Origin of the sequence: Bradyrhizobium sp. CIR18, from assembly GCF_014198295.1 — a bacterium.
GTDB lineage: Bacteria > Pseudomonadota > Alphaproteobacteria > Rhizobiales > Xanthobacteraceae > Bradyrhizobium.
In genome coordinates, this window is sequence record NZ_JACIHF010000019.1 from 18,368 (window position 1) to 44,531 (window position 26,164).

The following is a 26,164-nucleotide window of genomic DNA, read 5'->3' on the forward strand; positions in this document are numbered from 1 at the left end:
GCGAGCGACATCGCGGCGCCCGGAGCGTTTCGCCGGAGCAGGCTGCGCGGGCAGCCCGCCTTGATGTTACGCCGCGCGTTCCTTGTCTGACGCTTTCTCGACCCTGGTCGCAGTGTCTTCCAGGTTCTTGTCGTAATTGGCCTCGAGCCTCTCGATACTATCGGCCCACATCCTCAGCATTGAGACCTGGAAGTGCATCATCGGCTTCAAGGCATTCATGCCAATTGCTGTCGCTGCGGCGATGCGCCGTTGAGGGTCGCGCACGAAACGGTTTGCATTGGTGTCGTCTGCCATGCTGCTCGCTCCTTCGCTCTGGTGGTATGACCTAGGCTATCTGTCCTGTTGTGAACTGCTTGCTTCCAAGCGTTCGGCCAGAAGTTGATCTGCCGCGCGGCGCGCGCATTGGTCGTCATGCAGTTCATCCAGCTTTTTCAAGTAGGCGACCGCGGCTATCTGCAAGAGATCGAAATCGTCCTCGCAGGTGTCGCGAAGATTGGAGATGTAGCTGTAGAGGGCGGAACGCCTGTCGTCGTTCTCGCTGATGCCGCTATGGAGCAGCAAGTAGTTTCGCCAAGCGAACGCACACGCGCCTTCTCTGGCCTGAGAACTCATGGGCACCTCCCAAAGCCAGAGAAAGACTGACGCCGCGTTTCGTTCCGCAAATCTCCTCAGATGTAACGTTGTTCCGTAGCTGCGCCGCAAGGTAAACCATTCTGCCGGTGCTAATGCGCCCGTTCCGTCAGCAACCGCGTCCGAAACCTGTTCGGATGCCGAGAAAAAAGATCGAGTACGATCCTCTCGATCCACGGCCCTAGAGCCGTTTGATCGCAACGACCTCGCTGCCGGCCTGCCTGATCCGCGCAATTGCCGGCTCGATCGGTTCGATCACGGTCGCCATGTGATACGCGTTGGCATGAACCATGGTGCTGCCATCGCGCACGATGGCAACGTGGCCCTTCCAGAAGATCAGATCGCCGCGCAGCAAGCTGCTTCGCTCATGCGGCTCCAGTGCGCGGCCGAGACCGGCCAGTTGCATGTCGCTGTCGCGTGGGCAGCCGATTCCCGCCAATGTCAGCGAGACCTGGACGAGGCCGGAGCAATCGATGCCGAAACTGCTCTTGCCGCCCCAGAGATAGGGCGTGCCGACGAAGCGGTCGGCGACCGCAACGAAGTCCGGCTCGCGATGATCGAGCGGGGCGAGATGCGCCTTCGGCAGGTAACTGCCGTCGCGCGTGACGGCGAAACTGCCGTCCTCGCGCGCCACAGCCAGCCTGGATCCCATCACGAGCGTGTCGGCCGGCGGCAGCTTGATCGAAGGGCCGGGGAAGGCGAACGTCCGCAGCGCGCTGACCACATGGGTCGGCGTCGCCGAGGGTTTCATGAGCGCTGCATCCGGCAGCCAGCCGACATAGCCGTCGCCATTGAGCTGGCCCCACGCCCAGCCCTCGCTGTTGCGGTCGTAGACCGTGACGCGTTCGCCGCGCAATGCCTCCGTCATCAGCATCGCGCCCGAAGACGGCTGCTCGCGCACCGGCGCGACCGGATCAACCACCTCGAATTCTTCGCCGGCGACGAAGCGATCCGCCTCGACCTTGCCTTCGAGATATTTCGCGGCGAGGTCGCCCCGCGCCGGTGTTAGTCGCGGATCATGCATAGCGCTCGCTCAGCAAGGTATAGATGGCGCGCGCGGCCTGGCACTCGCCGCCTTCGGGGCGGGCCGGCTTTGCCGACGGTGTCCAGCCGTAGATGTCGACATGCAGCCAGCTCTTCGCCTGATCGACGAAGCGTTGCAGGAACAGCGCGCAGGTGATCGAGCCGGCAAAGCCGCCGGATGGTGCGTTGGTGATGGTGGCCGTCTTGGAGTCCAGCCACGCATCGTAAGCCGGCCACAGCGGCATGCGCCACAACGGATCGTTCTCCTGCACCGCACAGCGCGCGACATCGGCGGCAAGGCTCTCATCATTGGTGTAAAAGGGCGGTAAATCCGGTCCCAGCGCGACACGCGCGGCGCCGGTCAGCGTGCCGAGGTCGACCAGCAGATCGGGCTTTTCCTCATCGGCCAGTGCCAGCGCGTCGGCGAGCACCAGCCGGCCTTCGGCGTCGGTATTGCCGATTTCCACCGTGATGCCCTTGCGAGAGGTGAAGATGTCGAGCGGGCGGAAGGCGTTGCCGGCGACCGCATTCTCCACCGCCGGAATCAGCACGCGCAGCCGCACCTTCAGCTTCGCATCCATCACCATGCGCGCCAGCGCCAGCACGTTGGCGGCGCCGCCCATGTCCTTCTTCATGATCAGCATGCCGCTCGACGGCTTCAGGTCGAGCCCGCCGGTGTCGAAGCAGACGCCCTTGCCGACAAGCGTCACCTTGGGATGATCAGGATCGCCCCAGCCGATGTCGATCAGCCGCGGCGCGCGGCTGGAGGCCATGCCGACGGCGTGGATCAGCGGAAAGTTCTTCTCCAGATCGTCGCCGACGGTGCACGCGAAGCTTGCGCCGAACTCCGCGGCGAGGTCTTGCGCGGCGGCGGCCAGCTCCGCCGGCCCCATGTCGTTGGACGGCGTGTTGATGAGGTCGCGCGCGAGCATCGCGGCGTCAGCGATCCGCTCGATCTCGGCCGCATCGACGCCATCAGGCGGCACCAGCCGGACGTCGGGCCTGTCAGCCTTGCGGTAGCGCGCGAACCGGTAGCGCCCCATCGCAAAAGCGAGCGCCGCCAGCCGTGCATCGTGGGGTGCATTGGCAAAGCGATAGATACCCGGCGGCAGCAGGCCGGGCAGGGCGCCGGGCCGGAACAGGTCGCGCGATCTTGCCCCCTCGTCCTCGAGGCCGAACAGCACCTGCGCGATTGCGCCGTCGGGCGCAGGCAGCGCCAGATAGGCGCCCGGCTTGGCGGCAAAGGCGCATGCCGTGGCGAACGCGCGTTGCGGCGGCGGCAACGCCTCGGCGACCTGATCCCAGCTCGATTTGGTGACGAAGGTGATCGGGATGGCGGCGGAAGACGTCTCGAAGACAGAGGGCATTGGCGGGTCCGGATCGTCAGATCGAACGGGTTATGCGAACGGATGAGACTTCGCAGAGTTTCGCCGCCGCTGCAATCGGCTTTGCTGTCACCGTGCAGCGAGCCGCTACTCGCGGCGAGTGGGCCATGCTAGGTTCCGGCAACGGTCGCCAGAGTTGGAGATCAGGCGACCGACGACAAGGCGCGCCGGGAGGAAATGCAATGGAATTTGTGTGGAGCGTGGTCACGTTCATTGGCGAGGCCATCGAGGCGATTTTCGGCTATGTCGAGCACCACCATTGGATCTTCGCGTTCCTCGCCGGCGGCTACGTCTTCTATCTCCACGACCGCTCGGTCCACGCGCGGTTCGATGCGCTCGACAGGCGCGTCGACGAAATCCGCAAACGGCTTGCCATCGAATATTGATCGGGCGAGACGAAAACCGTCGTCGCACGGATCTCGTATCTCGTGTTGAGAGCTGCCGTTCGCGCGAGCGGCCTTCGACCTGCTGCTGCTGGATTCCCAACGCGCAAGCCTGACGACGCTTGCGAGCGGAAATTCGACGAGAGCACGGCCCGGGAGCGGTGTTAACCGGCCGTTAGGGTTAACAGTCTATTGCTGGCGCGTTCGGCTCGATCAATCGGCTCGAGAGTCAAAGCGTCATGCGTCTACGGTTCAGTCTTCCTCGGCTTCTTGCGTCCACCTCGCTGGTCGCGGCGGTGGCCATGGGTCTCGGCGGCTGCACGGGCATGTCGAAGCTCTCCGACGTGACGGGCTCGATCGGCGGGCCACGGGCAGAGGCGGCTCCCACCGATCCGGCGCGCGCCGTCGAGGTCTATGGCGAGCGCTACCGCGCCAATCCCAAGGATGCCGATGCCGCGCTCGCCTACGGTCAGGCGTTGCGCGCCAACGGTCAGCGCGCCCAGGCCGCCGCCGTGCTCGAGCAGGCGACCATCGCCAATCCCGGCAACAAGGCGCTGCTCGCCCAATACGGCCGCGCCCTCGCCGACAACGGTAATTTCCAGCAAGCCTACGACGTGCTGTCGAAAGCGCATTCGCCTGACAATCCGGATTGGCGCCTGCTTTCGGTGCAGGGCACCGCGCTGGACCAGATGGGCCGTCACGAGGAAGCGCGCTCCTACTACGCGAGCGCGCTCAAGATCGCACCGGGTGATCCCGGTGTGCTCTCCAATCTCGGCCTGTCCTACATGTTGTCGAGAGACCTTCCGAAGGCCGAAGAGGCGCTACGGCAGGCCTACGCCTCGCCGCGTGCGAGCATCCGGGTGCGGCAGAATCTCGGTCTTGTCGTCGGTCTGCAGGGTCGCTTCGCCGAAGCCGAGACCATCGTGAAGGCGGATCTGCCACCGGATCAGGCCGCGGCCAACGTCGCCTATCTCAAGGAGATGCTCAGCCGCAGCGACGCTCCCCGTGGCGCACCGAAGCGGACGCCGGTCGCCTCGCTCAGCCAGCCCGATTGATCCGAGCTGATCGTCTCTTCTATCGTCTCATGCTGAAAGCGGCCCGCGAGCCGCGTGCGCGGCCCGCGTCTTGCGTCATTGCATCTCGGAGATCTTGATGCCAGTCGGTCCGAGAATGACGACGAACAGCACGGGCAGGAAGAACAGGATCATCGGCACGGTCAGCTTCGGCGGCAGGGCGGCAGCCTTCTTTTCGGCCTCGTTCATGCGCATGTCGCGATTTTCCTGCGCCATGACGCGCAAGGAATGTCCGAGCGGGGTGCCGTAACGCTCCGCCTGCTGAAGCGCGAGACACACCGACTTGACGCCCTCGAGTCCGGTGCGTCGCGCCAAATTCTCGTAAGCGACCTTGCGATCCTGCAGATAGGATAATTCGGCCGTGGTCAGCGTGAACTCCTCCGACAGTGCGATCGACTGTCCCACGATCTCGGTGGCGACTTTCCGGAACGCCATCTCGACCGACATGCCGGATTCGATGCAGATCAGAAGCAGGTCGAGCGCATCGGGAAAGGCGCGCTTGATCGAGAGCTGGCGCTTGGAGATCGCATTCCTGAGGAACAGCATCGGCGCCTGGAGGCCCAGATAGGCGGCGCCGATGCAGATGCCGATCTTGATCGGCATGCCCTGCTGAAGATGCGCGATCAGGAAAACGTAGATGACCGAGCCGATAAAGAGCACCATCGGCGTGACCATGCGGGCAAACAGGAATGTGATGTAGGGCGCCTGACCGCGGTAACCCGCCATGATCAGCTTGTCGCGCGCGGCTTCCTGCGCGAGCCATTTGGTGAGGTTGAAGTCCTCGACGACCTTGGAGACGAGCTGCTTCGGCGTCTGGCGCAGCGTGACCTTTTCATTCTTGTGAAGGCGCTCACGCTCCCGCTGCCGGATGCGCTCGCGCTCGCTCGCCACCGCCTTCATGCGTTTGGAGAGGCCTTCGCCGGCGAACAGCGGCATCACCAGCGTATAGACGGTGGCGCTGGCGGCAATGGCCGCCAGCATCATGGTCATGAAATGGACGTCATGTAGTTTCGCGACGAGAAACTGGACCATACTGCACCGTCAGAAATCGAAATTGATCATCTTCTTCATCACCATGATGCCGACCGCCATCCAGACGACGCAGCCGACCAGCATGAGCTGGCCGGTGGGATGGGTCCACAGCACCGAGATGTAATGTGGCGTCGTGAGATAGACGAGGAACATCACGATCGGCGGCAGCGAGCCGATGATGCCGGCCGAGGCCTTGGCTTCCATCGACATCGCCTGGATCTTTTCCCTCATCTTCTTGCGGTCGCGCAGCACCTTGGAAAGGTTGCCGAGCGCTTCGGAGAGGTTGCCGCCGGATTTCTGCTGGATCGAGATGACGATGCCGAAGAAGTTGGCCTCCGGCAACGGCATGCGATCATAGAGCCGCGAGCAGGCCTCGCCGAGCGGCATGCCGATCGCCTGGGTCTCGATGATCGCCAGAAACTCGCTGCGCAGCGGCTCGGGCGCGTCGGCCGCGACGACCTTGATCGATTCGAACAAGGGCAGGCCCGCCTTGATGCCGCGGACGATCACGTCGACCGCATCGGGCAGTGCCGCCAGGAACTTGGCCTCGCGGCGCTTTTTCAGGAAGCCCAGCGCCCAGCGCGGCAGGCCGAAACCGCCGGCAAAGGCGAGGCCGGCAGCACCGATCAGGCCGCCGCCGGCAAACAGAGCGGCTGCGAAGAACGCGCCCGCCACGACGGCGGAGACGATCCAGAATTTCTGCGGCGTCCAATCGAGCCCCGCCTGCGACAGGCGGACGGGGAGCGGAGCGCTCTTCTCCTGCAGGCGTCGCGCCTCGAGATCCTTCAGCGTGGTCTCGACCTGCTCGCGGCGCGAGCGCTGGGTCTTCTCGGCCTGGCGGGCCGTGGGCGCCTCGGCGCGCGAGATCGAAGCGCGGCGGCTTTCGGCCTTTCGTTCCCCGGACAGCAGCGGATAGAGGAAGACCCAGGCGATGCCGCCGACCGCCGCGGTGGCAAGGAATGCGAGGGCGAGGACCTGCATGTTCATGCTGAACGGCTCACGTCTTCGGCGCGACTTCCGCCGCGTCCAGCGCAGCGGCAAGGCGCTTCTCGTCGCCGTAATAGCGGGCGCGTTCCCAGAATTTCGGACGGCCGATGCCGGTCGAGCGGTGCCGGCCGATGATCTTGCCGTTGGCGTCCTCGCCGACCATGTCGTAGAGGAAGATGTCCTGAGTGATGATGGTGTCGCCTTCCATGCCCATCACCTCGGTGATGTGGGTGATGCGGCGCGAGCCGTCGCGCAGGCGCGCAGCCTGGACGATGACGTCGATGGAGGCGCAGATCATCTCGCGGATGGTGCGTGAGGGAAGCGAGAAGCCTCCCATCGTGATCATGGATTCGCAGCGCGACAGGGCTTCGCGCGGGTTGTTGGCGTGCAGCGTGCCCATCGATCCGTCATGGCCGGTGTTCATGGCCTGGAGCAGGTCGAACGCCTCGGGTCCGCGAACCTCGCCGACGATGATGCGCTCGGGGCGCATACGCAGGCAGTTGCGCACCAGCTCGCGCATGGTGATCTGGCCCTCGCCCTCGATGTTGGGCGGTCGGGTTTCCAGCCGCACCACGTGAGGCTGCTGGAGCTGGAGCTCGGCGGCGTCCTCGCAGGTGATGATGCGCTCGTCATGCTCGATATAGTTGGTCAGGCAGTTGAGCAGCGTGGTCTTGCCGGAGCCGGTGCCGCCGGAGATCAGCACGTTGCAGCGGACGCGACCGATGATCTGGAGGATTTCAGCGCCTTCCGGCGAGATGGCGCCGAACTTGACCAGCTGATCGAGCGTCAGCTTGTCCTTCTTGAATTTGCGGATGGTGAGCGTGGGGCCGTCGATCGACAACGGCGGCACGATGGCGTTGACGCGGGAGCCGTCGGCAAGGCGCGCGTCGCAGATCGGCGAGGATTCGTCGACGCGCCGGCCGACCTGGCTGACGATGCGCTGGCAGATGTTGAGGAGCTGCTGGTTGTCGCGGAAGCGAATTCCCGTGCGCTGAATCTTGCCGGCGACTTCGATGTAGACGGTGTTGGCGCCGTTGACCATGATGTCGGCGATGTCGTCGCGCGACAGCAGCGGCTCGAGCGGACCGTATCCGAGAACGTCGTTGCAGATGTCGTCGAGCAGTTCCTCCTGCTCGGCGATCGACATCACGATGTTCTTGATCGCGATGATCTCGTTGACGATGTCGCGGATTTCCTCGCGCGCGGACTCCGAATCGAGCTTGGCGAGCTGAGCGAGGTCGATCGCCTCGATCAGCGCACCGAAGATGGTCGCCTTGACCTCGTAATAATTGTCCGACCGCCGGCTCTCCATGGCCGGAGGCGGCGGCGCCTTGGCAGGCGCAAGCGGCGGCGAGGCGACGGCCGGCGGAGGCGGGGCGCGCGACACCGTCGGCGCCGGAGCCTGGGCAGGCTCGGGCGACACGGCGCCGGGCTTGGGCGCCCGAAGGTCGGTGTCTGTTCCGCTACGCTTACCGAACACTTAACAACTCCATGCGGCGGCTTATTTTCCCCGCAACTTGTCAATCAGGGGTGAAAGCAGGGACGACTTTTGTTTCTTGGTTTCGCTGCGGCCGGTCAGGCGCTGGGCGATCTGAAGAAACATCTCGATCGACTTGTGGTTGGCGGAGATCTCCGCGATCATCTGGCCGTTGTTGGCGGCCGAGCCGAAGATCTGCGGCTCGAACGGGATCGAGACGATCGGCTGGCTCTCGATCGCCTTGGCGAACTCCGCGGCGGCGATTTCGGGGCGCTTCGGCACGCCGACCTGGTTCAGGCAGTAGAGCGGTGGCCGGTCGTTGGGGCGCGCGACCTTCAACAGATCGAACAGGTTCTTGGTATTGCGCAAATTGGCGAGGTCGGGCGCGGCCACGATCAGGATGTCGTCCGCCCCGATCAGGGCGCGCTTGGTCCAGCCCGACCATTGGTGCGGAATGTCGAGCACGATGCAGGGCATGGTGGAGCGCAGGGTGTCGAACACGGCGTCGAAGGCGTCGGTGCCGAAATCATAGACCCGGTCGAGCGTCGCCGGCGCCGCCAGCAGGCTGAGATGGTCGGTGCATTTCGACAGCAGGCGGTCGATGAAGGCGGTGTCGACGCGATCGGGCGAGAACACGGCGTCGGCTATGCCCTGCGGCGGGTCCTGGTTGTAGTCCAGCCCGGCGGTGCCGAAGGCGAGGTCGAGATCGGCGACGACGGCGTCCATGGCGAGGTCGCGCGCGATCGCCCAGGCGACATTATGGGAGATGGTGGAAGCCCCGACGCCGCCCTTGGCGCCGACCACGGCGATGATGCGGCCGACCGCCTTGGCTTCCGGGGCGGAGAACAGGTTGCAGATCGAGCGCACGACATCGATCGCGCCGACCGGCGCGAGCACGTAGTCGCTGACACCGCGGCGCACCAGCTCACGGTAGAGTGTGACGTCGTTGATCCGGCCGATCACGACCACGCGGGTGCCGGCGTCGCAGACGGTGGCGAGCTGGTCGAGCCCGCCCAGCAGGTCGTTGCGTCCGTCGCTTTCGAGCACGATGACGTTCGGCGTCGGGGCCGAGCGGTAGGCCTCGGTTGCAGCGGCCATGCCGCCCATCTGGATTTTCAGATGGGCCTTGCCGAGGCGGCGGTCTTCGCCGGCCGACTGGACCGCGGCGGCGGTTTCCACGGTCTCGCAGAAAGCCTGGACCGAGACGCGCGGCGCGGGCGCAATATGCTCCTCGACCGGCGGAGGAGCTGCGTCCGGCTGCTCTTCGTGTGTCTGGCGAGCGTAGCTGATCATTTGCCGGTGTCGCTGAGTTTGGCCTTGTCGGCCTCGGGATAGGTGGTCGCCGTCGTGAGACCCTTGCGATATTTCTCGAGAGCGGTGATACGCCGCGCCGTGTAGGACGGAGTTTCAGGCCGCGGCTGCTCGAGGTCCGACGGATTGTCGACCATCGCTGCGAGGTTGCGCTGATAGGCGCAGCCGTAATTGTAATAGTCCTTGTTCTCGAACCATCTCTTGTTCTTGATCGAAGGGCCGACGTCCTCCGGCCACAGGCCGCAGGGACCCGCGACCGCGGCGATCTTGGAATAAGTGAGCCGGATCGGCGGCAGGAAGCGCCTGTCTTCCGGCTGGTAGGGGCGAACGTTGACGCCGCGCGGCGGAACGCCTGCTCCCGCCAGCATCGCCTGGATTTCACGCATCGTGTCCGCGACCGGACGCGCATTGGGCGTGCCGGACGGCACGTCGATACGAATGGCGCCCGTGCCTTCGTGCAACCATGCCGATGCGACACCCATCACATCCGCGCGCTGGGCGGCGGTCAATCCGCCGCGGGCATGGCCGACGAAGACGACGATCGAACGATTTTGTTCCTCGATCGCGATCGGATGGCGCTGCTTGTAGTCGTCGGGAATGGAGGCCGTGACGGCTTCGTCATGCTGGCACCCGCCGAGCGCGAGCGCCATGCCAACGAGCGCGCCACCGAGACGGATGGCGCGTTTGCGAAGCTGGGGTGGTCTTGTGATCATCGTGAAGTCCCCGTTTCGCCTCAGTCGGTGATGAAGCCGTAGGTGCCGCGGTAGTTCTTGGCCGGTTCGGTCCGGCCGGGCACGCCGTAAAGGCGGTTGATGTTGCCGAGCAGCTGGGCCTGTGGATCCGCAGGCGGGGCGAAGCCGTCATCCGGCCGCGACAGGTCCTTTGGCGCCACCGCGCGAACGACATAAGGCGTCACGATCACGACCAGCTCGGTCGCGTTGTTGACGAAGTCGCGGCTGCGGAACAGCGTGCCGAGGACCGGGAGCTGCATCAGTCCCGGCAATCCGCTGATGGCCTGCTTGGTCTGCTGCTGGATCAGGCCGGCCATCGCCATCGCGCCGCCGGAGGGAATTTCCAGCGAGGTCTCGGCACGGCGGGTCCTGATCGAGGGCACCGTCACCGAGTTCACCGAGGTCGAGGTCACGGCCTGCGACAGCGTGATCGCATTCTCGTTCGACAGCTCCGAGACCTCGGTCATCACCCGCAGGCTGATCTTGCCTTCGCTCAGCACCACGGGGGTGAAGTTGAGCGAGATGCCGAACTTCTTGAAGCTGATCTGGGTGGTACAGACATGCGTGGTGGGATCGCACGCATAGCCCGCCGGCACGGGGAATTCGCCGCCGGCGATGAACGTTGCCGATTCACCGGAGATCGCGGTCAGGTTCGGTTCGGCCAGCGTGCGGATCACGCCAGCGGTTTCCATCGCGCGCAGGGTGGCTTGCACCGACGGCGCCGCGCCGAACTTCGTGGTCAGATTGTTGCCGTCCACGAGGTTGTGGCCGAGAGCGGTGAACGGATTCGAGTTGGAGAAGCTCACCACCGACGTGCCGTAGTTGAGGTTCGCGGTCAGGTCGATGCCGAGCTGCTTGACGATGTTGCGCTGGACTTCCGCGACCGTCACCTTGAGCATGACCTGGTCACGGCCGCGGACCACGATCGAGTTCACGACCTTGTCGGCGCCGCCGGCCAGGCGCGCGGCGAGGTCATTGGCCTGCTGCGCTTCCATCGGGTTCGCCGCCGTGCCGGTCAGGACGATGCCGTCGCCGAGCCCGTCGATCTGGATGTCTGAATTCGGCAGGACCTGCTTCAGCGCCGCCCGCACACCGTTGAGGTCGCGCTTGACCGCGATGTCATAGGCCGCGATCTGCTGGCCTGCAGAATCGAAGAACACGATGTTGGTCTGGCCGAGCGCGGCGCCGATGATGTAGGCGCGCTGCGCCGAGCGGACCACCGCATTGGCGATCTTGGGGTCAGCGACCAGCACGTCCTTGATGTCGCGCGGAAGGTCGATCACCACGGACTTGCCGATGCCGAGCGAAAGGAAGCGGGCGTTCATCTGACCGTCGGCGGCGACCGCCGCGCCCGGGCGATAGTCGGCGGCGACCACGGGGGTCAGCACCGGGTTGAATGCCAGCGCGAAGGCGGCCGAAAACGACAGGGCGCGGACCATGGCGGTTCGCATCGTCGCTGAATCTGCCCTGCATTTCATGTCGCCTGTCCTCATCGTGCTTTCGCCGTCGAGCTCGGGATGCCGTAGCGAATGATCGAGACGCCGTCGCGCTTCTGGGCGGATTCGTCGAGCGTGATCTCGCTCATCTTGACGTCGGCAATGCTGCGCAGCGCCAGCGAGAGCGTTCCGGCCTGACGGGCCGAGGAAAGCGCCTGGGTCTGTGCGGAAGTGAGTTCCAGGGTCACGGTCTTGCCGACCACGGTGTTCTGGCCGTCCTTTTCCTTCGGAGCCTGGTCGATGGCGAGGACGCGCACGTTGACCAGGATGATCTCGGACGTGACGACGTCCTGGCCCCCGGCGGTCTGGTCCGGGTTCTTGAGGCGGCGTGTCAGCAGGACATCGACGCGGTCATTGGGCAGGATGAAGCCGCCTGCGCCGGTCTCCGGCGAGATTTCGGTCGAGATGGCCCGCATGCCGCTGGGCAGGATGGCCGCCATGAATCCGGAGCCCTCGGCCTTGACCAGCTTCTGGTCGCGGATCGGCTCACCCTGAATGAAGGGGGCGCGCGCGATCGAACCGGTCACCTGGGTCACGCCCTCGGGACGCTCGTTGCGGCGAATGAAGGTGGCGCTGGCGGTCGCGGCCGGCCAGGTCTGCCATTGCAGATCTTCCGGCTTCACGGTCTGGCCGAGGCCGATGTCGTTCTTGGCCACGAGGACGTCGACGGTCGGAAGCTGCGCGACCGGGGCCGGAGGCGGCGCAGAATTGTCCGAGCCGCTCGCCAGGTACGCGGCGACACCGCCGGCGCAGATGGCGACCGTCAGGACGACAATGCGTGCCCTATTCATACGCTTCACTTTCCAACAAAACGCCGCGACGCTGCCGCCGCCGTAATCGGCAGTTGACCAGCTATTCGTCAAAGCATGGTTAATGAGGCGTATCTAAATCGCCTTAACGCCGGGTTTACCCGGTGCGTTCAGCGCAGCGCGAGGTGAGCGAGATCAATCGCCTTCACCCATTCGGTCTCCGGATAGACCATCAGCGCACTCAGTGCGAGCGCGATGCCGTAGGGGATACCGCTCTCCTTGGCATGCAGCCGGGCGAGCCAGGCCTGACCCGCCAGTCCGTAGGGCAGCGGCCATTGCCGGAACTGGAGCAGGAGCAGCGTCAGCGCTCCGCCGAACAGCGAGGCGTAGAGCAGGAAGTTCATCAGCTGTGCGAAGCCGAACCAGAGCGCGACGGAGGCCGCCACCTTGGCGTCGCCGCCGCCGACCCAGCCCATCGCAAAGCAGGTGAAGGCGATGACCAAAAGAAGCGCGCCGGCGCCGACATGACCGAGCATCTCGTAAGGTGCCATGCCACCGGCGAGGGCAAGCGCGAAGAAGCCGGCGACCAGCGCCAGCGACACGCGGTTCGAGATCGTCATCGTGAAGAGATCGCTCGCGGCAGCGAACGCCATCAGAGCCGGGAAGAGCAGAAGGCGCGCAAGGTCGAGGATCATGGCTGCGTCTTGAGGCCTGGGTTTACCGCGGGAACTGGCGTCGGGCGATGCTAGCCGGCAGTGCTAAACAAACCGACAACGGCAGCAAGGGCGCGCGAGGCTGAAGCCGCGGAAAGCGTCGTCACCAAAGGCTGGCAATGCGCGCGGCGAGCGCGGCCGTCGCAAGCAGCAGCGCAAGGCAGACCCAATAGGCCGGCGAGCCGGCCTGTGCCGCCGCTGTCTCATCCGCCGCGATCGCGGCATCGGTTCTGTACTTACGCAACGCCACTGGAACTCGCCGTCTTCGGAAAAACAAAGGCCCCGGAGATCCGGGGCTTTTGCCGTCGTTCGTCGGTTGCTTACTTCAGCGAGCTGCTGATCGAAGTGAACTTGGCGTTCAACGTGGTGCCGAGGTTGTTGACGACGGTGATGATGGCCAGCGCGATGCCGGCGGCGATCAGACCGTATTCGATGGCGGTGGCGCCGGATTCATCCTTCGCGAAACGTGCAATCAAGTTCTTCATGAACATAACTCCATCTGGGGTGGGGATCGCCTCGTTCGGCGCCGTCATTGACCCGATGACCATGAGAGCCGAGCTCTTTCGGTAGAGTTAATTCGATCAGGCAAACCGGCCTGCGGCGCGATGCTTTGGCCCAGAGTGAATTTCGTCTTAAGGCGGCGCCTGTAATTCGTTCCGGTTCCGGATGTACCGTCGGCGCGGCGCCGGCTTCACGCTCCCTTAAATTTAGCGGCGTAGGCGTAACAGAGCTGGAATTCGCAAGAGAGGCGACAATGTCGAGCCTGCCCATGCAAGTCGCCCTGATGCTCGGCGAGACCATCGTCAAGGTGATCCCCATCACCTTCGCGCTCGCGGCGGTCTTCACCGTGCTCGAACATTTCTGGGCCTGCAATGCCGGCGCGCCGTGGTGGCGCAAGCGGGAGATCGTCACCGACATCTGCTACTGGTTCTTCGTTCCGGTGTTCGCCCGCACCATGCGGATCGGACTTCTGATCGTCGGCGCGAGCCTCGTCTTCAACATCCACGACGCCGACGAGCTCATCGCCTTCTATGACAATGGCCACGGCCCGCTGTCGTTAATGCCGCTCTGGGTCCAGGCCGGGTTGTTCCTGGTCCTGTCCGACTTCATGCTGTATTGGCTACACCGGCTGTTCCACGGCGGCGGGTTCTGGAAGTACCACGCCATCCATCACTCCTCGGAGGAGATCAGCTGGATTTCGGCGGCCCGCTTCCATCCCGTCAATCTCGTGCTCGGCTCAATCGGCGTCGACGTCGTGCTGCTGATGGCCGGCATTTCCCCGAACGCGATGGTCTGGCTCTCCCCGTTCACGACCTTCCATTCGGCCTTCGTGCACGCCAACCTGAATTGGAGCTTCGGGCCGTTCAAATATTTGCTGGCGACGCCGGTGTTCCACCGCTGGCACCACACCTCGCTCAAGGAGGGCGGCGACACCAATTTTGCCGGCACGTTCCCGATCTGGGATGTTCTGTTCGGCACCTTCCGTATGCCCGAGGGTGAACTGCCGCAGGATTACGGCAAGGACGAAGCGACGATGCCGAAGGAGATCGCGGGCCAGTTCGCCTATCCGTTCCGCCGCTAGCCTCCAAGGCGGTAAAACGCCAGTCTGTTCAAACAATAGTCGGCGAGTTTGCGGAACGTTCACGAATTAAGGGCAGGTTAGCCGGGTCGGGCACTGGCTTCGTTGTATCGAGTCGCTTCCGCTGGTTTGTGACGTCCCGGGGGTAAGAGTATGCGTAAGGAATTGCTGCGCCGTCGGGCGCGCGTCTGTCTTCTGGTTGCGGCTGCGGTGCTGGCATCGCCGGCCGCCGGCCTTGCCGAGCCCACCGCCGACACCATCGCCGTCAATGTCGACCAGGCCAAGCTGGTGCGGCTGCCCGGCAAGGTGGCGACCATCGTGGTCGGCAATCCCCTGATCGCCGACGTCACGCTCCAGCCCGGCGGCATGATCGTCGTGACCGGCAAGGGCTATGGTGCCACCAATTTCATCGCACTAGACCGAGCCGGCGAGATTCTGGTCGATCGCCAGATCCAGGTCGAAGGTCCGAGCGACCGGCTCGTCACCGTCTATCGCGGAATCGAGCGCGAGTCCTACAGCTGCGTGCCGCTTTGCCAGCGTCGCGTGACGCTCGGCGACAGCGACACCTATTTCAACAACACGATGAGCCAGGCCGGCTCGCTGAGCGCCAGCGCCAGCGGTGGTGGTGGCGGCGGTCCGCCCAAGTCCAACTAGCAGGACCGATCGGCGGGTTTGCCCGGGCAGGAGCCCGCCAGACCGCTTTGCAGATGCGAAGCAGAGGTCTCGGCGCGCGCCGTGCTTTCCGCGAGCTTGGGATCGCGGCTGGTTAACACGTTCTTAATGGCGCGGTCCGCGGGCTGCGGATCGCCTGAAACACTTAAACAATCAGTTTCCGCTATTGAACGGGACAGTTGACCGCCCGTTGCTGGGGAATTTGACGCGATGCCATCGCCTGCACCTTCGAGATTCACACTCCGGAAAGCGCTGGGCCGGTTTTGCGGCAACCGCCGCGGTTCCGCGGCCGTCGAGTTCGCCCTGGTCGCACCGATGTTCTTCGCGCTGCTGTTCGCCATCATCGAAACGGCGCTCATGTTCCTCGCGAGCCAGGTGCTCGAGACCATCACGCAAAATTCCGCGCGCGCGATTCTGACCGGCCAGGCGCAAGCGCAGGGCGGTTCGGTGGCGGCCTGTCAGACCACGCCCGGCGTGGTCATGGCGTGCGACCAGACGACGTTCAAGGCCTATGTGTGCACGCAGATCCCGGCGCTGTTTGATTGCAGCAAGCTCTACGTCGACGTCGTGAGCACCAGCTCCTTCGGGTCGCTAAGCCTGACGAACTACGGCGATTCCTGCAATTTCAACCCGACCGGCATGCAGTACAGTGCCGGGACCTCCGGCCAGGTGGTCGTGGTGCGGCTGTTCTATCAATGGCCGCTCATCGTCACCGGCCTTGGTTACAATATCGGGTGCAGCAACAAACGGCTGATGGTGGCGACCACGGCCTTCAAGAACGAACCCTTCTGAGACAGATGGATCCGAGCGGACCGATGCAGGCGATTGCGAATATCTGGCGGAATGCATGTAGTTCCGTGCGCGACTTCGTCGCCGACAAGCGCGCGCTCGCGGCGACCGAATTCGCGGTCATCGTCCCGCTGATGCTGGTGATGTTCTTCGGCACCGTCGAATTCTCGTCGGCCGTGGCGATCGATCGCAAGGTTACATTGATCGCGCGGGCGCTGTCCGATTTGACGTCGCAGTCGACGACGCTCGCCGATGCCGACATGAAGGATACGTTCACGGCGAGCATCTCGGTCATCATGCCCTACGACGCCAGTCTGGTGAAGGGCACGGTCTCCCAGATCTATATCGATGCCAACAGCATTGCTACGGTCCAGTGGAGCAAGGCCGGCACCATTGCGAGCGGCGCGACGCAAGCGACGCTGGCGACCTCGGCTCGCAAGGCCGGCGACAAGGTCACCACCATGATTCCCTCGACGCTGTTGATTCCGTCGACCTACCTCATCCTCAGCGAGGCGAGCTACACTTACACGCCGTCCGTAGGCTACGTGTTGAAGTCGAGCCTACCCTTGAGCGATCTGTCCTACACGCGGCCGCGCCAGGTCACCTGCGTTCCCTACAACGGCGTGCCGTCGACGTGCTGATATCCGCGAGCAGGCGCTAAAATGAAAAAGACCGTGCGTTGCGCACGGCCTTCTTGCTTTCTTTGGCTTGCGCGAGCCGATCGGCCCAACGCCCGGAGGCTCAGCCTTCGGAGCGGAGGTTGTCTGCTGCCGACTTGCCGGAACGACGGTCGGCCACGATCTCGTAGGAGATCTTCTGACCTTCACGCAGCGTGCCGAGGCCCGCACGCTCCACAGCGCTGATGTGGACGAACACGTCCTGGCCGCCATCGTCGGGCTGAATGAAGCCGAAGCCTTTGGTCGCGTTAAACCACTTCACGGTTCCCATGCTCACGGGGGTAGTCCCTTCTCAGATAACACAATGTGAGAGCCCGCTTGCGCAGGCCGGTTAGATCGAATTTTTGGAAGGGTCGTCAGCGTGTCTGAACCGGCTGTACCGGTGGATGCTAATGTCGTCCGGCCGAAAATCGATAAATTCATTTTATCGGAATTGGGGTCTCAAAACAATCCGGACATGCACGATTTTTTGATCCGCCGCGATGGCCGCGGCGGATCCACATAAAGGTCGGAATCTTACTTCCGCGCTCAGGCGCCTAGCGACGGCGGAACTGGCCGCCGCGCTGGCCCGGGCGAGGCGGTCCGCCCACGCCGCTGGGACGCTCGTCCTTGTGGCGGAAAATCAGCCGGCCCTTCTCGAGGTCATAGGGCGACATCTCCACCGTCACGCGGTCGCCTGCCAGCGTCTTGATGCGGTTCTTCTTCATCTTGCCGGCGGTATAGGCGACGATCTCGTGTCCGGCGTCGAGCTGCACGCGGTAGCGTGCGTCGGGGAGGATTTCGGTGACCAGTCCTTCGAACTGGATCAGCTCTTCCTTAGCCATGAATTTCTCCAGGTCGTGGACGGCTAGTGCGAATAGGGTTTGCGGTTCGGTTGGCCGTTCGGCCGACTCTCACGGCGCAAAAAGGCAACGCCTTGTATCCCATCAGGTGCCCCGGCGCTATGCGCGGAACGCTGTTCTGGACGACTGCCTGCAGAAGAATGCGTCTTCCCGCTAGAGCGTGGACGACGAGACCCCTTTGAGGCCTTCGGGCCATTGCCGGGCCGCCCGTCAGCATGTCGCGCTTCGCCGCCATGTCGGCCCTCACCGGGGCGTCCATCGCCGTGCTTGCCGGCGCTATGGTGGCGTCCGTCGGCATGTCGTTCGTCGCTGCGACGTCCGTCACCATGGCGTCCCTCGCCATGCCTTGCACCTTGCGGACGCTGGCCCGGGCGGCCTCCGCGACCCTGTCGTTGCTGCGGCGCGGGAGGACCCGCATCGCGGCGGCCGGCGTCGGTGCGGAGATCTTCGCGCGGCAGTGCCACCTTGATCAGCCGTTCGATGTCGCGGAGATAGCTGAGTTCCTCGCCGCCTGCGACCAGCGAGATCGCGGTGCCGTCGGCGCCGGCACGCGCGGTGCGGCCGATGCGGTGGACGTAGGTTTCAGGCACGTTGGGCAGGTCGAAATTGATGACATGGCTGATGCCGTCGACGTCGATGCCGCGGGCGGCGATGTCGGTGGCGACCAGGGTGCGGATCTCGCCCGAGCGGAACTGGGCCAGCGTCCGTTCGCGATGGTTCTGCGACTTGTTGCCGTGGATGGCGCTGGCAGGGATGCCGGCCTTCTCGAGCGACTTCACCACCTTGTCCGCGCCGTGCTTGGTGCGGGTGAAGACCAGGGCGCGGTTGACCGGCTCGTCCTTCAGAAGCTTGGTCAGGAAGGCGGGCTTGGCGGAGAAATCGACCTGGACGATGCGTTGATTGATGCGCTCGGCGGTCGAGGAGACCGGGGTCACCGCGACGCGGGCGGGGTCCCGCAGCATCGCGTTCGCCAGCTCGGCGATGTCCTTGGGCATGGTGGCCGAGAAGAACAGCGTCTGCCGCTTGATCGGCAGCTTGGCGACGATTTTGCGGATGTCGTTGATGAAGCCCATGTCGAGCATGCGGTCGGCTTCATCGAGCACGAGGAATTCGACGCTCGAGAGCTTCAGCCCGTTGCTCTGCACGAGGTCGAGCAGGCGGCCGGGGGTGGCGACCAGCACTTCGACGCCCTGCATCAGCGAGCGGACCTGGCGGCCCATCGGAACGCCGCCGATGGCGAGCGTCGAGGACAGGCGGATGTGGCGGCCATAGGCGTTGAAGCTGTCGAGGATCTGGCCGGACAGCTCGCGGGTCGGCGACAACACCAGGACGCGGGTCGTCTTGGGCTGCGGCTTGATACGGTGCTCGAGCAGGCGGTGCAGGATCGGCAGCGCGAAGGACGCGGTCTTACCGGTACCGGTCTGGGCGATACCGACGACGTCGCGGCCGGTCAGCGCCGTGGGGATGGTCTGGGCCTGGATGGGGGTGGGGGTGACGTAGTTCTCTTCTTGAAGAGCGCGCGCGATGGGTTCGGCGAGGCCGAAGTCCTGAAACGAAGTCAAAAGAGGGGTTCTTTCCATGTCAAAAGCGCAACGCCCGGCGCATTCAGCGCGGCGCACGCAAAAGGGTGTCGAGAAGACACCTGCGTGTTTGGGGTGTCGGATGGCTTGGGAGATATGGGGCAAGCCAGAGGCCCGTAAGGGCTTAAGAACACGCGGCTCGCGACGACCGCTTGATTCGCAAGAGGTCTCGGCCGCTCATATGGAACATCGAGGGGGCGCTTTCAAGGCAGCTCGTCCAAAAAGGCCGGTTGCGGTGCAGAAATAGTTATGCCGGAAATTTAGCCAGAAAGAGCATTTTGCTCAGAAAATGACCAGCCTGCCGCTTTGGCATACATTTGGATTGCTCAAGTTTTGGGCTGGTTCGAGGTCGGGATACTTTGATTTCGGCAAATTTTGTCAGCAAAACCAACTGGTTGGTGGGTGCTCAGTCCATGGCATGGTTCTTGCGAATCCGTTAATCGCAGGCGGCCGTGGGGCCGTTTCGCAGCGTTTTTCACGTCTGCGTCAGGGAGATGAGACACTCATGTTTAGCAAATCCACTCACGATATAGCGGCGTCATTTAGCCGCCGCGGTGTACTCGCCGCGACCGCCGGACTGGTGCTCGGTCTGGCTTCATTGACTGGCGCCAAGGCCGCGGATGACACCATCAAGGTCGGCGTGCTGCACTCCCTTTCCGGCACCATGGCCATCAGCGAAACCACGCTGAAGGACACCATCCTTTTCCTGATCGACGAGCAGAACAAGAAGGGCGGCGTTCTCGGCAAGAAGCTCGAGGCCGTCGTCGTCGACCCCGCGTCGAACTGGCCGCTGTTCGCCGAAAAGGCGCGCGAGCTGATCACCAAGGACAAGGTCTCGGTCGTGTTCGGCTGCTGGACCTCGGTGTCGCGCAAGTCGGTGCTCCCCGTCTTCAAGGAGCTGAACAACATCCTGTTCTACCCCGTGCAGTACGAGGGTGAGGAGAGCGAGCGCAACGTGTTCTACACGGGTGCGGCGCCGAACCAGCAGGCAATCCCCGCCGTCGACTACCTGATGAAGGACGAGAAGGTGAAGCGCTGGGTGCTCGCGGGCACCGACTACGTTTATCCGCGTACCACCAACAAGATCCTGGAAGCCTATCTGAAGTCGAAGGGTGTCGCCCAGGAAGACATCATGATCAACTACACGCCGTTCGGTCACTCCGACTGGCAGACGATCGTGGCCGACATCAAGAAGTTCGGCTCGGCCGGCAAGAAGACCGCCGTGGTATCGACCATCAACGGCGACGCCAACGTTCCCTTCTACAAGGAGCTCGGCAACCAGGGCATCAAGGCAAAGGACATCCCGGTCGTCGCGTTCTCGGTGGGCGAAGAAGAGCTCGCCGGCATCGACACCAAGCCGCTGGTCGGCCATCTCGCGGCCTGGAACTACTTCCAGTCGATCAAGTCGCCGGAGAACGAGAAGTTCATCAAGGCATGGCAGGCCTACACCAAGAATCCGAAGCGCGTGACCAACGATCCGATGGAAGCGCATGTGATCGGCTTCGACATGTGGGTCAAGGCGGTCGAGAAGGTGAAGTCGACCGATCCGGACAAGGTGATCGACGCTCTCCCGGGCATCGAAGCCAAGAACCTGACCGGCGGCGTGTCGAAGATGCTGCCGAACCACCACATCACCAAGCCGGTGTTCATCGGCGAGATCAAGGGCAACGGCCAGTTCGACGTGGTCTGGAAGACCCCGGGTCTCGTCGCGGGCGATGCCTGGTCGAAGGAGCTCGACGGTTCTAAGGACCTGGTCGGCGACTGGGTCGGCAAGAAGTGCGGCAACTTCAACACCAAGACCAACAAGTGCCTCGGTTCGGGCTCCTGACCCGGATCTGACACGCCATACACGCCCGGAGAAGGCGGCGATCCCGCCGCCTTCTCCACTCATTTCTGCCGGGGTCATTCACAGTGCCAGCCCATTTGTCCGCGCGCCTCTGCTCGCTTGCGCTCTCGTTGTTCCTGATCGCGTTCGCGTTGCCGGCCTTCGCCGGTCCGTTCGAGGATGCGGTCGCCAAATTCGCCAACGATGATTATTCCGATACGGACGAGGCGATCGGCGTGGTCGCAAGCAGCGGCAATCCGCTGGCTTTCCCCATCATCAGTGCGCTTCAGGACGGCCGCCTGATGGCCGACCCTGACAGCAAGAAGGTTTACGTCACCGGTACCGACGGTAAGTCGATCGACGCCGCGACCGGCCAGGCGGTGGCGAGCGTTCCCGACAGCGCGAGCGCAGTCCGCCTCAACAACCGCCTGCGCCGCAGCGTCGACGCAGCTCTCGGCAGCCTGACGCTCCAGTCGCCGGACGTCGGAACACGGCTGCAGGCCGCGCAATCCGTCTTCAAGTCGCATGAGGAGACCGCGCTCGAGCCGGTCGATGCCGCGCTCGCCAAGGAAACCAACAGGTCCGTCAAGGCTGCGCTCGGCGACGCCCGCGCGGCCATCCTGCTGTTCAAGTCGGACGCCAGCGAGGTCGAGAAGCTGGAGGCGGTGGCCACCCTCAAGGGGCGCGGCGACCAGGAGGCGCTGGCCCTGCTCACAGGCATGGGCGACCAGCCGGCGTCTGTGACCAAGGCCGCTACGAGCGCGATCGGCTCGATCCAGAATTCGCTCGCGATCTGGTCCATGGTGCAGAATGCCTGGTATGGCCTCTCGCTCGGCTCGGTGCTGCTGCTCGCCGCGATCGGGCTCGCCATCACCTTCGGCGTGATGGGCGTGATCAACATGGCGCATGGCGAGATGGTGATGATCGGGGCCTACACCACCTTCGTGGTGCAGGAGGTGATCCGCACCCGCTATCCCGGCCTGTTCGATTATTCGCTGCTGATCGCGGTGCCGCTGGCCTTTGTCGTCGCCGGCGCGATCGGCGTGCTGATCGAGCGCAGCATCATCCGTTTCCTCTACGGGCGACCGCTGGAGACGCTGCTCGCGACCTGGGGCCTGTCGCTGGTGCTGCAGCAGGCGGTGCGCACCATGTTCGGTCCGACCAACCGCGAGGTCGGCAATCCCTCCTGGATGAGCGGCGCTTTCGAGCTCGGCCAGATCACCATCACCTATAACCGGCTCTGGATCCTCGTGTTCACGCTGGCCGTGTTCGCGATCCTGCTCGCGATGCTGCGCTACACCGCGCTCGGCCTCGAGATGCGCGCGGTGACGCAGAACCGCCGCATGGCGGCCTCGATGGGCATCGCCACCTCGCGCGTCGACGCGCTGACCTTCGGGCTCGGCTCGGGCATTGCCGGCATCGCCGGCGTGGCGCTGTCGCAGATCGACAATGTCAGTCCCAATCTCGGCCAGAGCTACATCATCGACAGCTTCATGGTCGTGGTGTTCGGCGGCGTCGGCAATCTCTGGGGCACGCTGGTCGGCGCCTTCACGCTCGGCATCGCCAACAAGTTCCTGGAGCCGGTCGCCGGCGCCGTGCTCGGCAAGATCGCCATCCTGGTTCTCATCATCCTGTTCATTCAAAAGCGCCCGCGCGGACTGTTCGCGCTCAAGGGCCGTGCGGTGGAAGCATGACCCCTCACATGCTGACGCGCTCGCTGGACCGCGGCGCGACGATCTTCCTTGCCGTCGTCGCAGCCTGCGGCATCCTGATCCCGCTCTCCAACCTGCTGCTGCCCGCGGGCTCGTTCCTGCAGGTGCCGACCTATCTCGTCGCGCTCTGGGGCAAATATGTCTGCTACGCGATCCTGGCGCTCGCGATTGATCTGATCTGGGGCTATTGCGGTATCCTCTCGCTCGGCCACGGCGCGTTCTTTGCGCTCGGTGGCTACGCGATGGGGATGTACCTGATGCGGCAGATCGGCGCCCGCGGCGTCTACGGCAATCCGATCCTGCCCGACTTCATGGTGTTCCTGAACTGGCAGAAGCTGCCCTGGTACTGGTACGGCTTCGACATGTTCTGGTTCGCAGCGCTGATGGTGCTGGTCGTGCCCGGCCTGCTCGCCTTCTGCTTCGGCTGGCTTGCCTTTCGCTCCCGCGTCACCGGCGTGTATCTGTCGATCATTACGCAGGCGATGACCTATGCGCTGCTGCTCGCCTTCTTCCGCAACGACTTCGGCTTCGGCGGCAATAACGGCCTGACCGACTTCAAGGACATCCTGGGCTTCAACGTCCAGGCGGAAGGCACCCGCGCGGCGTTGTTCGCGCTGAGCTGTCTGGCGCTGATCGCAGGCTTCCTGATCTGCCGCGCCATCGTCTCCTCCAAGCTCGGCAAGGTGTTGATCGCGGTGCGTGATGCGGAATCGCGCACGCGCTTCCTCGGCTACCGCGTCGAATCCTACAAGCTGTTCGTGTTCACGGTCTCGGCCTGCATGGCCGGGGTCGCCGGCGCGCTCTACGTGCCGCAGGTCGGCATCATCAACCCAAGCGAATTCGCGCCCGGCAATTCGATCGAGGCGGTGATCTGGGTCGCGGTCGGCGGCCGCGGCACGCTGGTCGGTGCCGCACTTGGCGCCGTCGTCGTCAACTACGCCAAGACGTTTTTCACCTCGGGCATGCTCGCGCCGTACTGGCTGTTCATGCTGGGTGCGCTGTTCATCCTGGTGACGTTGCTGCTGCCGAAGGGCATCGTCGGCACCTTCAACGCGTGGTGGGACTCGTCGAAAGATAAACGCAACGCCGCGAGCGCCGCGGCCGAGGACGGCGTCACCGAACCCAAGATGGCGGAGTAGGCGCAAATGAACGTCATGGACAACCGCGCAACCTCCGCAATGCTCTATCTCGACGGCGTGCACGTCTCGTTCGACGGCTTCCACGCCATCAACAATCTGTCGCTGACGCTCGAGCCCGGCGAGATGCGCGCCATCATCGGTCCGAACGGCGCCGGCAAGACCACGATGATGGATATCATCACCGGCAAGACCAAGCCCGACGAGGGCACCGTGCTGTTCGACGGTGTCACCGATTTGACGCGGCTCGACGAGACCCGCATCGCCGAGCTCGGCATCGGCCGCAAGTTCCAGAAGCCGACCGTGTTCGAGAGCCAGACCGTGCAGGACAACCTCCTGCTCGCGCTCAATGTCGACCACAGCGTCAAGGGCACGCTGTTCTGGCGCGGCAGCAAGGCCGAGTCCGAGCGCATCGACAAGGTGCTGGAGACGATCCGTCTCACCGAGGCCCGCAACCGCCTTGCCGGCAGCCTCAGCCACGGCCAGAAGCAGTGGCTGGAGATTGGCATGCTGCTGGCGCAGGATCCAAAACTGCTCCTCGTCGACGAGCCCGTCGCGGGGATGACCGATGTCGAGACGCATCTGACAGCCGAGCTGCTGAAGGAGATCAACAAAACCCACACCGTGATGGTGGTCGAGCACGACATGACCTTTGTGCGCGAGCTCGGCGTCAAGGTCACCTGTCTGCACGAAGGCACCGTGCTCGCCGAAGGAACCATCGACCAGGTTTCATCCAACGAGCGGGTCATCGAAGTTTATCTGGGACGCTGAGCGATGCTTGAGGTCAAGGATATCAATCTGTTCTACGGCGCGGCGCAGGCGCTGCGCGGCGTCTCGATCTCGGCCGAGCCGGGCAAGGTGACCTGCGTGCTCGGGCGCAACGGCGTCGGCAAGACCTCGCTCTTGCGCGCGATGGTCGGGCAGTACCCGATCTCGTCGGGCGCGATCGTGCTCGACGGCAGCGACATCACCGGCCTCAAGCCCTATGAGCGGGCGCGCAAGGGCATCGGCTTCGTGCCGCAGGGCCGCGAGATCTTCCCGCTGCTGACGGTCGAGGAAAACCTCAAGACCGGCTTCGGCCCGCTCAAGCGCGAGGACAAGCACATTCCCGACGACGTGTTCTCGCTCTTCCCCGTGCTGCAATCCATGCTCGGCCGGCGCGGCGGCGATCTCTCCGGTGGCCAGCAGCAACAGCTCGCGATCGGTCGCGCGCTGGTGATGCGGCCGAAATTGCTGCTGCTCGACGAGCCGACCGAGGGCATCCAGCCCTCGATCATTAAGGACATCGGACGCGCCATCTCTTATTTGCGCAACCTCGGCAACATCGCCATCGTGCTGGTCGAACAATACCTCGACTTTGCTTGCGAACTCGGCGACAGTTTTGCCGTGATGGATCGCGGCGCGGTGAAATTCACCTGCGATCGCGCCAATTTGGACGCGAGCGAGATCAGCCGCCAGATGGCGCTGTAAGCCGTTCTGCCGCGACCGGCTGGGGGAGGCGGATGCGCAGCGACGTTTCGGTCACGTCAGGAGTTTTCGAGGCAAACCGTGCCCGCGGCGCGGTGCGCTTCGACGTGCACGCACGTGACGGCGTGACGCGGCGCGGCGTCTTGCATGAATCCGGCTCGCTGCGCGTGCGCTTTCCCTCACCTGAAGGCGAGGGGCTCTCCGGCGTGTTCGTCAACACTGCCGGCGGCGTCGCCGGCGGGGACAGTTTTGAGATCGACATCGCGGCGGGCCAGGGCTCGCGGCTGACGCTGACGACCGCGGCCGCCGAAAAGGTCTATCGCGCGCCCGGAACGGCGGCGCGGCTGAATATTTCCTTGAAGGTCGACGCGGGCGCGCATCTGTCCTGGCTGCCCCAGGAGACCATTCTGTTCGATCGCGCCCGCGTCCATCGCCGCTTCGATATCGAGCTTGATGAGGCCGCCTCGCTGCTGCTCTGCGAGATCGTCGTGTTCGGCCGCATTGCCATGGGCGAGCGGATGGAGCAGGGCGAGTTTGTCGACCGCTGGCGGCTGCGGCGTGGTGGCAGGCTGGTGTTCGCCGAGACCATCAGGCTCGACGGCAATATCGGCGCAAAACTTGAGCGATCTGCCGTCGCCAAGGGTGGTGCCGCGATCGGCACGGCGCTGATCGTGCCCGGTGACGAGGCTCTGGTCGAGCGCATTCGCGAGGCCTCGGACTCATTCTCCGGCGAGGTCGGAATCTCCGCGTGGAATGGCTTTGCAATGGCCCGGTTCTGTGCCCAAGATGCGGCGCGCTTGCGAGCCGACATGATGGCCGTGCTGGCGCGCACTGGAACGGCCCTGCCGCGACTCTGGCTGAACTGACCGGCTGAATTGACGTGTTGAACGGAAGA

At 64.2% G+C, this 26,164-nt stretch carries 29 protein-coding genes; 12 read left to right on the forward strand and 17 right to left on the reverse strand.

Annotated features, from left to right (window positions below; all coding sequences use genetic code 11):
* Positions 1-66: 66 nt before the first annotated feature.
* The 4 genes from GGD65_RS35280 to GGD65_RS35295 all read right to left on the reverse strand — a co-directional run bounded on the left by GGD65_RS35280 (position 67) and on the right by GGD65_RS35295 (position 3,020).
* Positions 67-294: a hypothetical protein gene (locus GGD65_RS35280; protein WP_026202072.1), complete on the reverse strand. Its 228-nt coding sequence runs from the start codon at positions 292-294 to the stop codon at positions 67-69.
* A gap of 36 nt (positions 295-330) precedes the next feature.
* Positions 331-612: a hypothetical protein gene (locus GGD65_RS35285; RefSeq protein WP_092254365.1), complete on the reverse strand. Its 282-nt coding sequence runs from the start codon at positions 610-612 to the stop codon at positions 331-333.
* 199 nt (positions 613-811) lie between these two features.
* The gene (locus tag GGD65_RS35290) at positions 812-1,654 is read right to left on the reverse strand and encodes a C40 family peptidase (RefSeq protein ID WP_183238221.1); all 843 of its coding nucleotides are present in this window, start codon (positions 1,652-1,654) and stop codon (positions 812-814) included.
* On the reverse strand, positions 1,647-3,020 hold the full coding sequence (locus tag GGD65_RS35295) for a M17 family metallopeptidase (RefSeq protein ID WP_183238222.1): 1,374 nt from the start codon (positions 3,018-3,020) through the stop codon (positions 1,647-1,649). The genes GGD65_RS35290 and GGD65_RS35295 overlap by 8 nt, the downstream gene beginning before the upstream one ends.
* 200 nt (positions 3,021-3,220) lie before the next feature.
* Between GGD65_RS35295 and GGD65_RS35300 the strand changes: the two genes are divergently transcribed.
* Together GGD65_RS35300 and GGD65_RS35305 are read left to right on the forward strand one after the other, a co-directional pair.
* Complete coding sequence (locus tag GGD65_RS35300; protein WP_018318792.1) at positions 3,221-3,424, forward strand: hypothetical protein; 204 nt, start codon at positions 3,221-3,223, stop codon at positions 3,422-3,424.
* A gap of 236 nt (positions 3,425-3,660) precedes the next feature.
* Positions 3,661-4,476 carry a tetratricopeptide repeat protein gene (locus GGD65_RS35305; RefSeq protein ID WP_179738058.1) on the forward strand — a complete coding sequence of 272 codons (816 nt, stop codon included), beginning with the start codon at positions 3,661-3,663 and terminating at the stop codon, positions 4,474-4,476.
* 75 nt (positions 4,477-4,551) lie between these two features.
* On the opposite strand, the gene GGD65_RS35310 is transcribed toward GGD65_RS35305, so the two are convergent.
* The 10 genes from GGD65_RS35310 to GGD65_RS35355 all read right to left on the reverse strand — a co-directional run bounded on the left by GGD65_RS35310 (position 4,552) and on the right by GGD65_RS35355 (position 13,475).
* Positions 4,552-5,526, reverse strand: a complete 975-nt coding sequence (locus GGD65_RS35310; protein ID WP_018318790.1) for a type II secretion system F family protein — start codon at positions 5,524-5,526, stop codon at positions 4,552-4,554.
* Between the two features lie 9 nt (positions 5,527-5,535).
* A complete protein-coding gene (locus tag GGD65_RS35315) occupies positions 5,536-6,513 on the reverse strand; it encodes a type II secretion system F family protein (protein ID WP_018318789.1) in 978 nt (325 codons plus the stop codon).
* 10 nt (positions 6,514-6,523) lie between these two features.
* Positions 6,524-7,993 (reverse strand): CpaF family protein, encoded by a 1,470-nt coding sequence (locus GGD65_RS35320; RefSeq protein ID WP_018318788.1) that lies wholly within the window; start codon positions 7,991-7,993, stop codon positions 6,524-6,526.
* A 21-nt stretch (positions 7,994-8,014) separates the two neighbouring features.
* Positions 8,015-9,283, reverse strand: a complete 1,269-nt coding sequence (locus GGD65_RS35325; protein WP_183238223.1) for an AAA family ATPase — start codon at positions 9,281-9,283, stop codon at positions 8,015-8,017.
* Complete coding sequence (locus tag GGD65_RS35330; RefSeq protein ID WP_179738060.1) at positions 9,280-10,014, reverse strand: CpaD family pilus assembly protein; 735 nt, start codon at positions 10,012-10,014, stop codon at positions 9,280-9,282. The genes GGD65_RS35325 and GGD65_RS35330 overlap by 4 nt, the downstream gene beginning before the upstream one ends.
* A 20-nt stretch (positions 10,015-10,034) precedes the next feature.
* On the reverse strand, positions 10,035-11,510 hold the full coding sequence (locus tag GGD65_RS35335; RefSeq protein WP_179738062.1) for a type II and III secretion system protein family protein: 1,476 nt from the start codon (positions 11,508-11,510) through the stop codon (positions 10,035-10,037).
* Positions 11,511-11,521: 11 nt separating this feature from the next.
* On the reverse strand, positions 11,522-12,319 hold the full coding sequence (gene cpaB / locus GGD65_RS35340; protein WP_026202070.1) for a Flp pilus assembly protein CpaB: 798 nt from the start codon (positions 12,317-12,319) through the stop codon (positions 11,522-11,524).
* 128 nt (positions 12,320-12,447) lie between these two features.
* Positions 12,448-12,972, reverse strand: a complete 525-nt coding sequence (locus GGD65_RS35345; protein ID WP_183238224.1) for a prepilin peptidase — start codon at positions 12,970-12,972, stop codon at positions 12,448-12,450.
* 121 nt (positions 12,973-13,093) lie between these two features.
* Positions 13,094-13,234, reverse strand: a complete 141-nt coding sequence (locus tag GGD65_RS35350; protein WP_183238263.1) for a hypothetical protein — start codon at positions 13,232-13,234, stop codon at positions 13,094-13,096.
* Between the two features lie 76 nt (positions 13,235-13,310).
* Positions 13,311-13,475, reverse strand: coding sequence for a Flp family type IVb pilin (locus GGD65_RS35355; protein WP_007599783.1), 165 nt, complete (start codon positions 13,473-13,475; stop codon positions 13,311-13,313).
* 269 nt (positions 13,476-13,744) lie between these two features.
* Between GGD65_RS35355 and GGD65_RS35360 the strand changes: the two genes are divergently transcribed.
* The 4 genes from GGD65_RS35360 (at position 13,745) to GGD65_RS35375 (ending at position 16,671) form a co-directional block, all read left to right on the forward strand.
* On the forward strand, positions 13,745-14,572 hold the full coding sequence (locus GGD65_RS35360; RefSeq protein ID WP_183238225.1) for a sterol desaturase family protein: 828 nt from the start codon (positions 13,745-13,747) through the stop codon (positions 14,570-14,572).
* A gap of 150 nt (positions 14,573-14,722) precedes the next feature.
* Positions 14,723-15,223 (forward strand): pilus assembly protein N-terminal domain-containing protein, encoded by a 501-nt coding sequence (locus GGD65_RS35365; RefSeq protein WP_092254378.1) that lies wholly within the window; start codon positions 14,723-14,725, stop codon positions 15,221-15,223.
* Between the two features lie 228 nt (positions 15,224-15,451).
* Complete coding sequence (locus GGD65_RS35370) at positions 15,452-16,033, forward strand: TadE/TadG family type IV pilus assembly protein (protein ID WP_018318778.1); 582 nt, start codon at positions 15,452-15,454, stop codon at positions 16,031-16,033.
* 23 nt (positions 16,034-16,056) lie between these two features.
* Positions 16,057-16,671 carry a TadE/TadG family type IV pilus assembly protein gene (locus tag GGD65_RS35375; protein WP_026202069.1) on the forward strand — a complete coding sequence of 205 codons (615 nt, stop codon included), beginning with the start codon at positions 16,057-16,059 and terminating at the stop codon, positions 16,669-16,671.
* Between the two features lie 100 nt (positions 16,672-16,771).
* On the opposite strand, the gene GGD65_RS35380 is transcribed toward GGD65_RS35375, so the two are convergent.
* From GGD65_RS35380 to GGD65_RS35390, 3 genes are all read right to left on the reverse strand, one after another.
* The gene (locus tag GGD65_RS35380; protein ID WP_018318776.1) at positions 16,772-16,984 is read right to left on the reverse strand and encodes a cold-shock protein; all 213 of its coding nucleotides are present in this window, start codon (positions 16,982-16,984) and stop codon (positions 16,772-16,774) included.
* Between the two features lie 259 nt (positions 16,985-17,243).
* Positions 17,244-17,531 (reverse strand): translation initiation factor IF-1, encoded by a 288-nt coding sequence (infA, locus tag GGD65_RS35385; protein ID WP_008131890.1) that lies wholly within the window; start codon positions 17,529-17,531, stop codon positions 17,244-17,246.
* 23 nt (positions 17,532-17,554) lie between these two features.
* Positions 17,555-19,129 (reverse strand): DEAD/DEAH box helicase, encoded by a 1,575-nt coding sequence (locus GGD65_RS35390; protein WP_183238226.1) that lies wholly within the window; start codon positions 19,127-19,129, stop codon positions 17,555-17,557.
* 505 nt (positions 19,130-19,634) lie between these two features.
* Between GGD65_RS35390 and urtA the strand changes: the two genes are divergently transcribed.
* The 6 genes from urtA to GGD65_RS35420 all read left to right on the forward strand — a co-directional run bounded on the left by urtA (position 19,635) and on the right by GGD65_RS35420 (position 26,135).
* A complete protein-coding gene (urtA, locus tag GGD65_RS35395; RefSeq protein ID WP_026202068.1) occupies positions 19,635-20,957 on the forward strand; it encodes an urea ABC transporter substrate-binding protein in 1,323 nt (440 codons plus the stop codon).
* A gap of 83 nt (positions 20,958-21,040) precedes the next feature.
* On the forward strand, positions 21,041-22,648 hold the full coding sequence (urtB, locus tag GGD65_RS35400; protein ID WP_018318773.1) for an urea ABC transporter permease subunit UrtB: 1,608 nt from the start codon (positions 21,041-21,043) through the stop codon (positions 22,646-22,648).
* Positions 22,645-23,805, forward strand: a complete 1,161-nt coding sequence (gene urtC / locus GGD65_RS35405) for an urea ABC transporter permease subunit UrtC (protein WP_018318772.1) — start codon at positions 22,645-22,647, stop codon at positions 23,803-23,805. The genes urtB and urtC overlap by 4 nt, the downstream gene beginning before the upstream one ends.
* A gap of 6 nt (positions 23,806-23,811) precedes the next feature.
* Positions 23,812-24,573, forward strand: coding sequence for an urea ABC transporter ATP-binding protein UrtD (gene urtD, locus GGD65_RS35410; protein ID WP_018318771.1), 762 nt, complete (start codon positions 23,812-23,814; stop codon positions 24,571-24,573).
* Positions 24,574-24,576: 3 nt separating this feature from the next.
* Positions 24,577-25,272, forward strand: coding sequence for an urea ABC transporter ATP-binding subunit UrtE (gene urtE / locus GGD65_RS35415; protein ID WP_018318770.1), 696 nt, complete (start codon positions 24,577-24,579; stop codon positions 25,270-25,272).
* Positions 25,273-25,304: 32 nt separating this feature from the next.
* Positions 25,305-26,135: an urease accessory protein UreD gene (locus GGD65_RS35420; RefSeq protein WP_183238227.1), complete on the forward strand. Its 831-nt coding sequence runs from the start codon at positions 25,305-25,307 to the stop codon at positions 26,133-26,135.
* Positions 26,136-26,164 lie beyond the last annotated feature (29 nt).

What these genes read in the sequence shown, in the direction of transcription:
- urtA (WP_026202068.1), top strand. Translation starts at nt 19,635, where the DNA reads ATGTTTAGCAAATCCACTCACGATATAGCGGCGTCATTTAGCCGCCGC.
- GGD65_RS35290 (WP_183238221.1), bottom strand. Translation starts at nt 1,654, where the DNA reads ATGCATGATCCGCGACTAACACCGGCGCGGGGCGACCTCGCCGCGAAA.
- GGD65_RS35280 (WP_026202072.1), bottom strand. Translation starts at nt 294, where the DNA reads ATGGCAGACGACACCAATGCAAACCGTTTCGTGCGCGACCCTCAACGG.
- GGD65_RS35315 (WP_018318789.1), bottom strand. Translation starts at nt 6,513, where the DNA reads ATGAACATGCAGGTCCTCGCCCTCGCATTCCTTGCCACCGCGGCGGTC.
- GGD65_RS35355 (WP_007599783.1), bottom strand. Translation starts at nt 13,475, where the DNA reads ATGAAGAACTTGATTGCACGTTTCGCGAAGGATGAATCCGGCGCCACC.
- GGD65_RS35325 (WP_183238223.1), bottom strand. Translation starts at nt 9,283, where the DNA reads ATGATCAGCTACGCTCGCCAGACACACGAAGAGCAGCCGGACGCAGCT.
- GGD65_RS35285 (WP_092254365.1), bottom strand. Translation starts at nt 612, where the DNA reads ATGAGTTCTCAGGCCAGAGAAGGCGCGTGTGCGTTCGCTTGGCGAAAC.
- GGD65_RS35335 (WP_179738062.1), bottom strand. Translation starts at nt 11,510, where the DNA reads ATGAAATGCAGGGCAGATTCAGCGACGATGCGAACCGCCATGGTCCGC.
- GGD65_RS35360 (WP_183238225.1), top strand. Translation starts at nt 13,745, where the DNA reads ATGTCGAGCCTGCCCATGCAAGTCGCCCTGATGCTCGGCGAGACCATC.
- GGD65_RS35330 (WP_179738060.1), bottom strand. Translation starts at nt 10,014, where the DNA reads ATGATCACAAGACCACCCCAGCTTCGCAAACGCGCCATCCGTCTCGGT.
- GGD65_RS35310 (WP_018318790.1), bottom strand. Translation starts at nt 5,526, where the DNA reads ATGGTCCAGTTTCTCGTCGCGAAACTACATGACGTCCATTTCATGACC.
- urtD (WP_018318771.1), top strand. Translation starts at nt 23,812, where the DNA reads ATGAACGTCATGGACAACCGCGCAACCTCCGCAATGCTCTATCTCGAC.
- urtC (WP_018318772.1), top strand. Translation starts at nt 22,645, where the DNA reads ATGACCCCTCACATGCTGACGCGCTCGCTGGACCGCGGCGCGACGATC.
- GGD65_RS35375 (WP_026202069.1), top strand. Translation starts at nt 16,057, where the DNA reads ATGCAGGCGATTGCGAATATCTGGCGGAATGCATGTAGTTCCGTGCGC.
- GGD65_RS35300 (WP_018318792.1), top strand. Translation starts at nt 3,221, where the DNA reads ATGGAATTTGTGTGGAGCGTGGTCACGTTCATTGGCGAGGCCATCGAG.
- GGD65_RS35390 (WP_183238226.1), bottom strand. Translation starts at nt 19,129, where the DNA reads ATGGAAAGAACCCCTCTTTTGACTTCGTTTCAGGACTTCGGCCTCGCC.
- GGD65_RS35295 (WP_183238222.1), bottom strand. Translation starts at nt 3,020, where the DNA reads ATGCCCTCTGTCTTCGAGACGTCTTCCGCCGCCATCCCGATCACCTTC.
- GGD65_RS35370 (WP_018318778.1), top strand. Translation starts at nt 15,452, where the DNA reads ATGCCATCGCCTGCACCTTCGAGATTCACACTCCGGAAAGCGCTGGGC.
- infA (WP_008131890.1), bottom strand. Translation starts at nt 17,531, where the DNA reads ATGGCTAAGGAAGAGCTGATCCAGTTCGAAGGACTGGTCACCGAAATC.
- urtE (WP_018318770.1), top strand. Translation starts at nt 24,577, where the DNA reads ATGCTTGAGGTCAAGGATATCAATCTGTTCTACGGCGCGGCGCAGGCG.
- GGD65_RS35345 (WP_183238224.1), bottom strand. Translation starts at nt 12,972, where the DNA reads ATGATCCTCGACCTTGCGCGCCTTCTGCTCTTCCCGGCTCTGATGGCG.
- GGD65_RS35305 (WP_179738058.1), top strand. Translation starts at nt 3,661, where the DNA reads ATGCGTCTACGGTTCAGTCTTCCTCGGCTTCTTGCGTCCACCTCGCTG.
- cpaB (WP_026202070.1), bottom strand. Translation starts at nt 12,319, where the DNA reads ATGAATAGGGCACGCATTGTCGTCCTGACGGTCGCCATCTGCGCCGGC.
- GGD65_RS35365 (WP_092254378.1), top strand. Translation starts at nt 14,723, where the DNA reads ATGCGTAAGGAATTGCTGCGCCGTCGGGCGCGCGTCTGTCTTCTGGTT.
- GGD65_RS35420 (WP_183238227.1), top strand. Translation starts at nt 25,305, where the DNA reads ATGCGCAGCGACGTTTCGGTCACGTCAGGAGTTTTCGAGGCAAACCGT.